The sequence below is a fragment of the Leisingera sp. ANG-M7 genome, assembly GCF_000813965.1.
Lineage (GTDB): Bacteria > Pseudomonadota > Alphaproteobacteria > Rhodobacterales > Rhodobacteraceae > Leisingera.
The window spans coordinates 53,115-65,803 of record NZ_JWLI01000005.1 but is presented as its reverse complement, the minus strand read 5'-3'; the positions used below and the strand labels follow the sequence as shown (position 1 = coordinate 65,803).

The following is a 12,689-nucleotide window of genomic DNA, read 5'->3' as shown; positions in this document are numbered from 1 at the left end:
GGACCTCACATGAAGTTAATGACGTAGATCAGGAGCGCCAGCGCCCCCAGCGGGATGATATAGACCAGAAGGATCAGCTTGCGCCGGAACGAGTTGTCGTATTGCTTCAGCCCCCGCTGGATGAAGGCCGCGCGGTCGCCGGTCAACCCCTTCTCTTTCCAGCGCCGCTTGAGCTTCAGCCGCCGCATCTCACGCGAATAAAGCGACACCGCGGCGTAGACCACGGTCAACACCACCAGGAGGATCAGGACAAGGCGGATAAAACCGAACATCTTAGCTGCCTCCTGATCACTTGTTTCCAGAATATTTTGTTGGGCATCAAACAAAGGTTTGCGCCCGTCCCGAGGGTGGGCGTTTCACGCCCGCCCTGGGGGGCGGGACGGGCGTGAACCGAGCCGCAAGCGGCTCGGGAAGTAAGATGGTTCTTAAAGTTCTCCATCCTATCGCCCCCTCACCCGGTTCACCGCGCCCCAGGGGCCGACCCGCTCAACCACTCCCTTGCGCCGGTTTCGCGGCAGCTTGGGAATCCGCCCCTCCATATCCGGCTCATGCCCGAAAAGTGCGGCGCGCGCGCCCGCCTTGTCCACCGCATATTCGCGCGCCAGAAACTCCGCTGCATAGGCCTTTTTGGTCTCCGGCCAGCCGCGGTACCGGCGGTAGAACTCCTCCTTGTGGCAGATGAACATCTGTCGGAAGTCATGCGGGCACAGCTCTGCCAGCAGCATGTTGACCAGATCGCGGCACGGCGTGTCCGATGCCCGCAGGGAATAGAAATAGGCCGGATGGTCCGAGGTGATCCGCGGCCACTTGCCGCCGCCCTCGGCCCAGCGCACCAGCGCTGCCAGCCCCTCGAACTCCTCCGGCAGTTCCTCCGCATGCCGCGCCGCCAGCCGCCGCAGGTCCGACCGCGACAGGCCGGTCAGATCCCGTCCCTTTTCCGTCAGTACCGAGACAGCAAGGAACCCCATCTTCTGCCGCAGGATCGCCGCGCCATCGACGCCGCGCGCCCGGATCACCGGCTCTGCCAGCCCGTTCAGCTCCAGGAATTTGGCAATTGCATTGCGCTGGCTCAGGTCAAACACATGGGTAAGCGGCACGCCCTCGGGCTTTGCCCCGCTGGCAATCACCGCCGGATGCTCCACGTCCTGAAACAGGTACAGCCCGCCGAAATGCGCGGTCCAGAAATTGCCCTGCTCAAAGACCTCATGCTCCAGATGCACCGGATTGCGGGTCACATCGCCGGTCTGCTCCGCCGTCGTGATCATCTCAGCAATCAGCCCATCATCAAACCAGGCGTCCTCCCCCGTCTTGAACCGCTCAACCAGCTCCGCCAGGTGGTCCGCATGGCGCAACGTGCCCTTGGTGGTATCCGCCTCGATCCGCACCTGCCGGATGTCGAACAGTTTCGCGGGCGAGGACACCTCAAACACCGAATTCACCAGTTCCCCCGCCACCGCATCGGTCGCGGTCAGCGCAAACAGCTGGCGTTCGTTGACCTCGATGAACCGGCGCAGGATGTCCCGGCTGGTGGAGAATTTCACGTGAAGCAGCGGGCAGCGCTTCTGCTCGGTACTGAGCAGAATGAACTGCCGGTTCACGCCTGCATGGTTCAGATAGTGATCATCCCCCAGCTCATCGCCTATTTCGGGCGAAAAGCCCGAGATATCGACGTGAAAATCCGTCAGAGCCGTGGTCTTGCCGGTCAGATGCTTCAGCGCGCGATTGTACCGCTCCACCAGCGCGGGCGAGGCCACATGGAAGAGATTGCCGAACATCAGGCCATGCTGGATGAGGCGTTTCATTGGGCGGACCTCAAGAAGACGGGGGCAAAGGCGCTATCGCTTTCCGCAACCATCCCTGGTTTCACGTAGTAGTGCGTTTTACGTATTTTAGTGTCCAACCGATCCAGAACGATATCAAACACATCAGCTAGTAGCTTCTTTACTAGCCTAACAATATCCAGTGACCAGCTGAGCCATTCCTCCGCAAGAAGTTCTGGGTTTTCAAACTTTTTGTCAGCCTTAGAAAACCTTCTCAGCCTTTCGAAAAACATCATACTCTCACCAAGTACAAAGTATGTATTGCCATCCAACTCGTTCAAATAGATTGACGCATCGGCGTCTTCAGGAAGGCTCTTGGCGTTCTTTAGCGCATCCCTGTACTTGTAGTGGAAACTTGTTTCATTTCGGATGTTGCGATTTATCGAACGGCTGTTGGAGGCACCTAGCTTCTCAATTTCAGTAGCACTGCGCTGGAACAATGAAAAAATATCTGAGTTTATTCCCTGAGCTTTTTTGCCGACTTCTGAAATGAACTCATAGGCTTCAAACAGCCTAGACGAGAGCGTTCGGAGCACCACGTGATGCTGTAGATCTCTGGCGAATCTTACCGGTGCTCCATCATTTTCTTTTTCACCTGATAACGTCAGCAAACGTGAGAAAACGTTGAGTTCGTTGCAGATATAAGAAAGCATACCGAAAACGGCAGTTTCCTCGTCGGAAAGATGTGACAGATCCGACTTTTTGATCCTCATTTCATGAAAATGAACTATCGAAGCGCTCACCCCTTCCCCTCCAGATACCGCCGCTTGGCCTCTTCCTGCCGCCCGAAATCGCGCACCATGTTTTCAATCGCCACCTCATCCGACTTGTCGGCATAGCGGAACTCGCTGTCGGCGTAGCGGTTGATCTCCTGCACCACCATGTCGACCGTGACCGGCACCCGCAGCTCCGCAATCATCGCGGATTTGGTATCGTAATCCTTGAACAGGAACAGCTCCGGGTTCTCCATCCATTCATCCGGCAGCTCGAAATCCATTGCCCGGACCTTGACCGCATCGGTGATGTTCTTGATGGCACGGCCGGTGAACCGCTCATCCGCCTGCTGGATCGCCTTCAGGTACGTCCCCAGCTTGGCCAGATCATCCAGTTCCCCGATCTGGTCGTGCACCCGGCCAAAGACCTCTACCAGCCCCGGCTCCTGCGGCCGGTTGTGCGCCTCAAACGACCGCGCGACGGCCTTCTTGATCTCCTGTGCTCCGTACAGATCATGCTCGCCCAGCGGGATCGCATGGTTCTTGCCCATCAGCAGCGTCAGGATGTCGATGTAATCCTCCCGCGTCTGCGGCCCGTCGACCAGGAACCGCGCGCCGGCCCGCTGGCGCAGCGCATCGTCCACATTCTCCGGGTAGTTGGAGAACATGCCGAAGGTGCAGTTGCCGCGCACCACGGTATTGGCGCCGGCAAAGGCCTCCATGAACACCGCCGTCACCTCCTGCTGACCCGCGCTGGACTGCCGGTCGCCGCGCTTGCCCGCGATCTGGTCGATGTCGTCGATGGTGCCAAAGCCGATCACGCCCGGGTCGATCACGTTCTGGATGAAGGATTTGGCGTTCTGCCCCGACTTGCCCTGATAGCTGTCGATATTGTCGATGCCGAAGTTCTGGTAGCGGAAGGCATAGCCTGCATTCTGGCAATAGTCGTGGATCAGCCCCGCCATCATCTGGATCAGGGTGGTCTTGCCGGTCCCCGGCTTACCGTCCCCCATGAAGGTAAAGATAAAGCCACCCATCTCGGCAAAGGGGTTCAGGCGGCGGTCGAAATCATAGGCCATCAGCATCTTGGCCAGCCGCATCGCTTGGTACTTGGCGATATGGTTGCCAACCACCTCATGAGGTTTCTTGAACGCCATCGTCAGGGTGGTGGATTTCGCCTTGGCCGCCGGCTCAAAGCCGTTGATGGTCAGATCATCCGCCTCCACCCGCCAGGCAGCAGCAGTGAACGCCTCCAGCCGCGGCGCGTTCTGCGCGCGCAAGGCCGCCTTCTCCATCAGCTGCTCGGCATAACCCGCCGTGGCCGCAATCAGATGCGCATCATCCGGCGCATGCAGCGCCAATTTCTGGTCCAGCTCCCACAGCGCCCCGTGCAGGGCCAGCGGCGCGTTATCCGTCAGCAGCTCCTCCGCCTCGCCCACCTCGGCCTGCGCCTCGCTGCCGTGAGGTGCCAGCATATAGGCCGTGGCGTTTGCAAACACATGCGCCGCAATCAGCGCCTCGGCGGCCAGCAGCTCGGTGAACTCCCCCTTGCGCGCCGCGTCCAAAGACCCGGCCAGATTGGCCCGTTTCAGATCCGCCAGGCCGGACACATCCGCATAAGCCTCCCCCATTGCCAAGGAGACCGCCAGCGCCCGCCGCAACGCGTGCTGCAACGTCGCCTGCAAGGGCGAGGTCAGCGGATCATCCTCATCCGCCGCCTCGATCCGGGCAATCAGATGCACCCCATCGGGGCGCGCGGTGGGGCGGGTGACCAGCCCCGGAGTCGTCGAACGGAAGCGCCGCGTGCGGGCAATCCCTGGCGAACGCTCCGGCGCCTTGCCCTCCACAGCAGGCTTGGCAATGCGCGGGGTGTGGTCGAACCCCTCCAGCATCGCCGCCGCAGCCGCGTAATGCTTGCGGATATCCTCTTCCCGCAGCTCCATCTGATTGCCTGAAATGCTCATCTCACCCTCTCAATCCGTCGCTTGCGGACGCAATTCCGATCCGCTCTTCATCTGGCTAAAAAATATCCCCGCCGGAGGCTCCTGCGGTCTCGGCAGGCTCGCCGCTCAATACCGCAGCACCTGCCCGGCGTCGCTCACCACAAACTTCTGCACATCGCCGAACCCCGGCGGATCCAGCTCTGCCAGCACCTGAAACGGGCGCTGCGGCAGGATGATGGCGCGCTGGGTCCGGGTCGCGCCGGTATCCGCGCCGCGCCCGCCAAAGGGGTCGAGCGCAAAGATCTCCCGCTCCACGGTGCCGAACCAGCCCGCGCGTTCCTCGCGCACGTCTTCGCTTTCCAGCTCCTCCAGCGTCCAGGCCAGCGCCCAGTCCTGGCTCGCGGGCGCTTCCGCCTCCTCCAGCACCCGGTGCAGCGGCCCGGACTGCTCGGTATAGGCAGAGGAATACATCGGCCCCACATGAAAACGGCGCAGGTGCTTGGGGTGGAGATCGTCGAAATCCTCGTCAAACCCCTTGGCAATCGTGACCAGCTTCAGCCCCGCCAGGGCCTGCGCCATCAGATGCGCCTGCACCTCCGGCCAGCGCCGTTCGTCCTTGGGCAGCGCCACCTTGCCGCTGTCCTCCAGTTCCATCAGGTAGATCACCGGCAGGTTCACCTGGCTGTCATAGGCCGCCCAATGGAGCAGAAAGCGCCGCCGCCGCTCGCTGATGTTCTCCAGCCATTCGCAAACCGGATCGTTCTGGCCCCAGAACAGCTGCCCCTTCAGCAGCTCCTGATAGTAAAGGCGCTGCGACAGCGCGAACTGCAGCTTCGCGGGCACCGCCCGGTCCGAGATGATGGTGCGCACCATATCATCCTTCAGCTGGGTTTCACTCGCCATATTGGCCAAGTGCCGCTCCGCCTGCTGGGCGTCGTTGGCCATGGTCATCAGCTCCGCCGCCACCGGAAAGCCGCTGTCGCGCTTGTCCATCGCCAGGCTGCCAAAGAAGCGGCCCGTATCGCGCCCCGCCATCAGGTATTTCATGCTGAGCGCCCGGAAGGTGAAGTTGAGCCGCATCAGGTAGGCGGTCAGCACCTTCACATCGGATTTGCTCAGCCGCCCCTCCGCCTGCATCGCCGCCGCCACCCGGGTCAGGTGCCGGATTATGGTCTCGAACTTCTTGAAATACTGGCGCGAGGCGAAGGTATCGCTGAGGCCCGCGTGGTCGTGGGAGGGATCGGTCATGCATGTCCCCTTTCCGGACGTGCCGCTTGCGGCGCGGACAGCGCCCGGCCGCCCCCCCGGGCGGGCGCTACGCTCCCACCCGCGGCCGGGCACTGCCCTCTGTTTTGCACGAGCTCAATCTTAGCAGCTTCCATCGAACGGTTCTTTCTAGGACCAAAAGACAACATCTGTAGGGAGGCCCCGCTAACAAAGCCGGTTTTTGCGCGTTCCAGCACTATTGAGAACAAATATCAGCCCAATCCAAGCAATGGCCCAAGCAGCAAGCACGACGGCCCAGCCCAGCAAAAAGAGCGCCGCGCCAAGGGGAACTACAGTCAGAACCAGATTAAGACTGTGACCCCAGTTCAATGGCAGCAGCAGGAGAAACCGGGCCATCAGGGGAAGCGCAATCGAAAGACCCGCCAAAAACACGGCTGATTTCAGCAACGCTGCTGCAGGCCGATATGTAACCTCACCCCCCATACAGGTTCTTGTCGTGCTTCTCGACAATCGCCGCAAACCGCCGGGCAAAGCGTTCATCCGCCTTGGCCTTCTTCTCCAGCACGTCGCGGGCGAACACCATGTTGTCCTCATGCGCTTCCAGCATGTCGGCCATCTTCTGGTTGGTCGCGGTGCCGATCGCCGCCATTGCGGTCTGGGCTTCCTTGTCGGTCTGCACGCCGATCTCGTTGATCCGGTGCGCCACATCCTGCTGCTGCGCGGTCTTCAGCGATTTGGTCAGCGCATCATACAGCACCACCCGCTGCTGGGTGTCCGTCTGCAGCTTGTTGATCAGCACCATCTGCGTCGCCGCCTGGTTCTGCAAACTGTCGACCCAGGTTTTGCCCTTCTCGATATAACGCTCCAGCGTCTGGGACTTGGCAAGCTTCACCTGCTCCTCCTGCACCAGCGCGTTGTATTTGGCGTTGATGTCGGCCAGCTCGGTCTCCAGCTTGGTGCGCGCTGCGGCGTCCTGCTCGACCGATATCTTGCTCTCCAGTTCGATGATCTGCGGGTCCAGCGCCACGATCTCAGCCCGCACGCCCTCCAGCTCCTGCACTGTGAACTCGCGGTCGTCCAGGGTCGCGGAGAGGTTGGTCTGCACTTTCTCGCGCTGCTCTTCCAGGGTGGCCAGCTGGCCCTCCAGCAGCTTCACGATCACATCGGACTTGGCGATCAGATCCTGCAGCTTGTCGTCAATACTGGCGGTGCGCATCCGCTCCTGGCGCATCGAGTCCGACTTGCCCTTGGAGAAAAACCCGACAAAGCTCTCCCAGCCGGTTTTCGAGCGCATCTCATCGAAATCCTTGGAGAACGCCGCCGTCACATCGTCCAGCCCCATGATCAGCTCGGCGATGTTGGCGTTCATCACCTCGGTATGCGCGTGCACATCTTCCAGCGTGGCGTTTTCGATATCGACGCTGGCGTCCTCGCCCGCTTCGATCTTGCTGCGCGCGGCCTCAATACGCGAGGTCAGCGCTTCGATCCTGGATTGCGACTCGCGCACCTTTTCCTGGCTGTCCGCCACCATCTTCTCAAATTGGGACACACTCATCGCATCCGTTCCTTCCCTGTCAAATATCTGATCCCGATATGGGGATGTAAAAGTGATTTACATCCCCTAGGGCGGTGCAATTCCGCCCGTTTCAAATGCACTGTTGCAGACAGGCCGCACAAAGAAAAGCCCCGGAGGATCCCCCCGGGGCTGCATCGCGGAAACAGGATGTTTCACATGGTCTGCTGCTTGCCCAGCACCAGGAATGTCATCATCCCGAAGGGCGGAATGCTCTCCTGCTGCTCGACCTGCAGGCGGTCCTCCTGCAGCACCGTTTTTAACTCGAAGTCCGAATGCCAGCCGATCACATTGGCCAGGGGTGCCGAAAGCTTCTCCAGCGAGGCCCGAACCCCCTTGCCGCTTTTGAAATGGTTGGTGATCACCACCTTGCCGCCGGGCTTCAGAACCCGCGCGATTTCATGCATCACCTTGTCCGGGTCCGGCACAACTGACAGCACATGCATCGCCGCGACAGTGTCAAAGGAATTGTCCGGGAAATCCAGCTGCCGGGCATCCATCTGCCGCAGCGTTTCTACCTGTTTCAGCCCCAGCTCCTGCACCTTTCCTTGGGCCTTCTTCAGCATGTCATGGCTGAAATCGATCCCCGTCACCTGCAAATGCGGCGCATAATGCTGCAGGGACAGGCCGGTACCGACCCCAACCTCCAGCACACTGCCCTCGCGGGAATTGATGTAGCGGGTCGCCCTGCGGCGGCCAGAGCGCGTCACCGCGCCAAATGTCTTGTCATACACCGGCGCCCAGCGCGCGTATGATTCCTCAACTGCTTTGATATCCAATTCGTCCCTCCCCGGACGTCTTGGGCTAGCCCTTTGGCTTGGAAACCAGCCCCCAAATCACCATAGCAACGTAAGCAAGGCATAGCACAACCAGTACCGTCCATGCATAGGTCAGCAATGCCGCAGCCATGAAGGCAAAGCCCACAAGCAGGTACTTAACATTCTCTCGTGAAATTTTAACCGCTTTCGGGGACCAGGTCGGAATGTGGCTGATCATTGCCAGCCCCACCAGCACCATGGTGAGGCAGATCAGCAGCTCATGCAGCACCGGTTCGCGGCCGCCATAGGCAAAGGAGGCGAACATCGGCAGCAGCGCCAGCAGCGCTCCGGCGGGCGACGGGATGCCCTCGAAATACCCTTTTCGCAGCTTCGGCGCCTCGTCCTCCGACTTGCTGCTGACATTGAACCGCGCCAGCCGCACCACACAGCAGACCGAGAACACCAGCACCGAAATCCAGCCGATCCCGCGCATGTCCTGCAGCGCCCACAGGTAGATCACCATCGGGGTCGCCACGCCGAAGTTCAGGAAATCAGCCAGCGAGTCCAGCTCCGCCCCCATCTTGCTGACGCTGCGCAGCGCCCGCGCCAGCCGTCCGTCCAGGCCGTCCAGAACCGCCGCCAGCAGGATCAGCATCACCGCCAGCTTGAAGTTGCCGGAGATGGCAAAGCGGATCGCTGACAGCCCGGCGCAGATGGCGCCGATGGTCATCAGGTTCGGCATCAGCTGGATCAGCGCAAATTCCGATTTCTTCTTTTCCGGGGCGTCATACATGGCGGTGGCTCTTTCTTCCTCGCGGGGCGCGCACGCGCGGACATGCGGGCGTCCTCAGCAAGAGGGTAACAACGGGGCAGGATATGCCGTGGCGCACATATGCCCCAAGACCCGCCCCGGCGCAACGGCTCTGCCGCGGCCGTTGCCCTCTGTTCCAGCCGGACACAAGCCAATTTAGCCCCTGCCCCTTGCAGCCGCAGCAGACCACCCGCGCTTTTTTGCGGGCACCAGCATCCCTTCACCAATTGTTAGACACGCCCGTGGAATATGCAGGTCAGTGGCATTTGCTTCAAATGAGGAAAAAACTTGCCTGAAAGACTTCCCCCTGCCCGTTTCCCGGAAAATCCCCTTCTCAACGCCCAAGACGCAGACAGACTCGTCGAAACCGCAAAGACCGCCCCGCTGACCGATGGCGGCCTCCAGACCGCGCAACGCCTCTCCGAGGCTCTCAGCCTGGATCCCAGCCACCACGAAGCGCAGATCCTGCAGGAGCGGCTGCACCAGACATTTGTGCCCCGCTGGCATTTTCCGATGCTGTCAGACACGGCACGCAACAAGGCCTATGCCAAGGCCATCGCAGCCAAGGTGAAACCTGGCGATGTCGTACTGGACATCGGCTGCGGCGCCGGCTTGACCGCCATGCTGGCGGCGCGTGCGGGCGCGAAACATGTCTACACCTGCGAACAGCAGCCGCTGATCGCCCAGGCCGCCACCCGGGTCATCGCGGCAAACGGCCTGAGCGACTGTATCACCGTCATCCCGAAATGGTCGCACGACATCGTCATCGGCACCGACATTCCGGAACAGGCAGATGTGGTGATCTCGGAAATCGTTGACACGGTTCTGCTGGGCGAAGGCGCGCTTGCCACCCTGACCCACGCCATGTCGGCGCTGGCCAAACCTGGCGCACGCGCCATCCCGGAACGCGGGACATTGTTGGCCCAGCCGGTGGAAAGCTCCGGCCTCTTGGACCTCTGGCGCCCGCAGGAGGCAGAAGGTTTCGATCTCAGCGCCTTTCACCACTTCGCCCGCGTGGCGCAGCTCACCCCGAACGATTTCGAAGCCTGCAAGCTCCGCCCCTTGGGCCCGGCGGCAGAGTTGTTCGAGTTCGACTTCACCCGGCCGAATATCAATCCGGCGCGGGTTGCAAAGGATCTGGCCTGCACCGCACCGGGCAGCATCCACGCGGTGCTGGTCAGCTTCGAAATGAACCTGGCACCTGGGGTGCAAGTGGCGAACGGGTTGACGTCCGGGGGGCATTGGGGGCGCACCGCGTTTCTGCTGGATCACCCGGAAACGGCCAAGTCCGGGGACCTTCTCAGGGTGACTGCCCAGCACGACGCCGCGCAGCTGAGCCTGTCGGTGCACGAACTGCTGCACGCTGCACAAGAACCTGCTACTGCCGCCCTGTGGATGACGCGGGCGTGGAAAGCGACCCCCCCGCTGCAAGCCGACCGTGATGCGGCGGTTCCGCAGGCCCCGGTTTGCCCGCGGTCCCAACCCGCGCAGACCCGGCCTTTGGACCAAGCCTATCACTAGACTAAACCCCCTGTGCACCTGCCCGGTGCACAGGGGGTGTACAGGGGGTGCACGCATGGCACCCCCTGCATTTTCGTGTTTAGCCGGCCTCAGCCGACAACGTTGAACTCCGGCCCATAGGGGTATTTGGTGATGTTCTCGTTGCCGTCCTCGTGGATGATCAGGATGTCATGCTCACGGTAGCCGCCGGCACCCGGCTGGCCGTCGGCGATGGTCAGCATGGGCTCCATCGAGATCACCATGCCCGGCTCCAGCACCGTGTCGATGTCCTCACGCAGCTCCAGCCCAGCCTCGCGGCCATAGTAGTGCGACAAGACGCCGAACGAGTGGCCATAGCCGAAAGTGCGGTACTGCAGCAGATCCTGCTCTTCAAAGAAGGCGTTGATCTTATGGGTGATTTCCGCACAGCTCGCACCCGGTTTCAGCAGCGAGATACCCAGCTCATGAGCCGCCACATTGGCCTCCCAGATGCGCAGAGAGTCGGCATCCACTTCCTTCACGAACATGGTCCGTTCCAGAGCAGTGTAATACCCTGAAATCATGGGGAAAGTGTTGAGGGACAGGATGTCGCCGCGCTCCAGTCGGCGACCCGTCACCGGGTTGTGGGCGCCATCGGTATTGATGCCGGACTGGAACCAGACCCAGGTGTCGCGGTACTCCGCATCCGGGAAGCGCTTGGCAATCTCCAGCTCCATCGCATCGCGGCCCGCCATCGCCACGTCGATCTCCCGCGCGCCTTCCTTGACCGCATCGCGGATCGCAAAGCCGCCGACGTCGGCCACCGCCGCACCGGCCCGGATCATCTCCAGTTCAGCGGCGGACTTGCCCATCCGCTGGCGCATGGTCGGCTCATAAAGGTCAACCAGTTCGGACGGTTTCAGGAACCCTTCCAGCTTAGCCTTCTGCAGCAGGGTCAGGTGGTCGCTTTCATAGCCGACCACCGCACCCTCGCCCGATACCGACTTGATTGCACGCCAGAAATTGTCGCGCTGCCAGTCGGTATAGGTGATGTTGTCGCAGAACGATCGGCGCCAGGGCTGGCCCGCGTCGATGCCGGCCGAGATGGTCACGGCTTCGCTTGCGGTCACCACTAGGCCGTAAGGGCGGCCAAAGGCGCAGTAGGTGAAGCCCGAGTAGTAGGAGATGTTGTGCATCGAGGTGAAGACCGCGGCGCTCACCCCTTTGTCGGCCATGATCTTGCGCAGGCCAGCGATCCGCGCCTCATACTCGGAGACAGCAAATTGCAGCGGCGCCTTCTCACCGTTGTGAAAACGGTACATTTCAGGACGTGCAGTCATATCAGACCCTTCCTTCTTACAAGAAAGGTCCCGGCGTTCAGGACAGTTTTGGAATGTGGGGGCTGGCATGTATTCCATGCGGCGACGCCATCGCCTGGCCCTTAAACCGGAAAATGCGGCGGAAAGGGGATTCTGGCAAGAACTATTTTCGCCCTGTTCAGAGGGGGCGTTTCCGCCCCCTCCAAGCGCTCAATTCACGATCAGAGCCACCAGATCGCTGTCCGGGTCGGCCAGCGGGTCAATCACGTTGAAATGATGCTTTCCGAAAGCAATCACATGGTCCGTCTCCCAGGCTTCCACCAGCCAGACCGCCTGATCCAAAAACGCCGGACGCTCCTCGCCGCCGACCCAGACGGTGACCTCCGCCGAATAGCGATCCTGCATCTCAACCGGGCTTTCGGCCACAGCTGCAGCCGAATCCATCTTGAACTTCTGGTTCATCGAGGTGCGCAGCAGCGGCAGCAAGTCCGACAGCGGCGAAATCGGGATCACTGTCTTGATCCGCTCCCCCACGTCCGCTGGCAGCAGCGCTTTGTCCAGCATCCGCGCCACAAGGTGACCACCCGCCGAATGGCCCGCCAGTGCAATTGGTCCATCAACTTCGGCCGCAGCTTGCTTGACGGCCGCTGTTACCTGCCGGGTGATATCGGCAATCCGCACCTCCGGGCACAGGTCGTATGATGGCATCGCTACAGCCCAGCCGTGTGCCAGCGCGCCGCGCGCCAGATGCGACCAGGAACTTTTGTCGAAAGCCAGCCAATAGCCGCCGTGAACAAAGACAAACAGTCCCTTGGCGGTGCCTTCAGGCAGGAACAGGTCGAAAGTCTGCCGCTCCCCTTCGCCATAGGGAATGTTCAGCCGGGCGCGCTCATGCAGGCTGTTGCGGAAATCCTCCGCCGAGGCCGCCCAGCGCGGCGGATACTTGTCTGCATTCTCGATATAGGCCCCATTGGCATAGGCATCATCCAATTCCATGCCCAATCTCCCCTGTTCTTATTCTTTGCGGCTACCAGACAGTCTGGCAC

At 61.2% G+C, this 12,689-nt stretch carries 11 protein-coding genes; 1 reads left to right on the top strand and 10 read right to left on the bottom strand.

The window, feature by feature from the left end:
- Window positions 1-5: 5 nt before the first annotated feature.
- The 8 genes from RA26_RS05750 to pssA form a co-directional block, all read right to left on the bottom strand.
- The gene (locus tag RA26_RS05750) at window positions 6-272 is read right to left on the bottom strand and encodes a hypothetical protein (RefSeq protein ID WP_039182033.1); all 267 of its coding nucleotides are present in this window, start codon (window positions 270-272) and stop codon (window positions 6-8) included.
- Between the two features lie 168 nt (window positions 273-440).
- Window positions 441-1,802, bottom strand: a complete 1,362-nt coding sequence (locus tag RA26_RS05745) for a DUF6638 family protein (RefSeq protein WP_039181200.1) — start codon at window positions 1,800-1,802, stop codon at window positions 441-443.
- Complete coding sequence (locus RA26_RS05740) at window positions 1,799-2,563, bottom strand: hypothetical protein (protein ID WP_152612572.1); 765 nt, start codon at window positions 2,561-2,563, stop codon at window positions 1,799-1,801. Before RA26_RS05740 ends, RA26_RS05745 begins: the two co-directional genes overlap by 4 nt.
- Window positions 2,560-4,497 (bottom strand): AAA family ATPase, encoded by a 1,938-nt coding sequence (locus RA26_RS05735; protein ID WP_039181196.1) that lies wholly within the window; start codon window positions 4,495-4,497, stop codon window positions 2,560-2,562. The genes RA26_RS05740 and RA26_RS05735 overlap by 4 nt, the downstream gene beginning before the upstream one ends.
- 105 nt (window positions 4,498-4,602) lie before the next feature.
- Window positions 4,603-5,724 (bottom strand): hypothetical protein, encoded by a 1,122-nt coding sequence (locus RA26_RS05730; protein ID WP_039181194.1) that lies wholly within the window; start codon window positions 5,722-5,724, stop codon window positions 4,603-4,605.
- Between the two features lie 451 nt (window positions 5,725-6,175).
- Window positions 6,176-7,258, bottom strand: coding sequence for a hypothetical protein (locus RA26_RS05725; protein ID WP_039181193.1), 1,083 nt, complete (start codon window positions 7,256-7,258; stop codon window positions 6,176-6,178).
- A 173-nt stretch (window positions 7,259-7,431) separates the two neighbouring features.
- Window positions 7,432-8,055 carry a class I SAM-dependent methyltransferase gene (locus RA26_RS05720; RefSeq protein ID WP_039181192.1) on the bottom strand — a complete coding sequence of 208 codons (624 nt, stop codon included), beginning with the start codon at window positions 8,053-8,055 and terminating at the stop codon, window positions 7,432-7,434.
- Window positions 8,056-8,080: 25 nt separating this feature from the next.
- Complete coding sequence (pssA, locus tag RA26_RS05715) at window positions 8,081-8,827, bottom strand: CDP-diacylglycerol--serine O-phosphatidyltransferase (protein WP_039181190.1); 747 nt, start codon at window positions 8,825-8,827, stop codon at window positions 8,081-8,083.
- 306 nt (window positions 8,828-9,133) lie between these two features.
- Between pssA and RA26_RS05710 the strand changes: the two genes are divergently transcribed.
- Window positions 9,134-10,366, top strand: a complete 1,233-nt coding sequence (locus tag RA26_RS05710) for a 50S ribosomal protein L11 methyltransferase (protein ID WP_052272326.1) — start codon at window positions 9,134-9,136, stop codon at window positions 10,364-10,366.
- Between the two features lie 89 nt (window positions 10,367-10,455).
- On the opposite strand, the gene RA26_RS05705 is transcribed toward RA26_RS05710, so the two are convergent.
- Together RA26_RS05705 and RA26_RS05700 are read right to left on the bottom strand one after the other, a co-directional pair.
- Window positions 10,456-11,664 carry an aminopeptidase P family protein gene (locus RA26_RS05705; RefSeq protein WP_039181188.1) on the bottom strand — a complete coding sequence of 403 codons (1,209 nt, stop codon included), beginning with the start codon at window positions 11,662-11,664 and terminating at the stop codon, window positions 10,456-10,458.
- 189 nt (window positions 11,665-11,853) lie between these two features.
- A complete protein-coding gene (locus RA26_RS05700; RefSeq protein WP_039181186.1) occupies window positions 11,854-12,639 on the bottom strand; it encodes an alpha/beta hydrolase in 786 nt (261 codons plus the stop codon).
- Window positions 12,640-12,689: the final 50 nt, after the last annotated feature.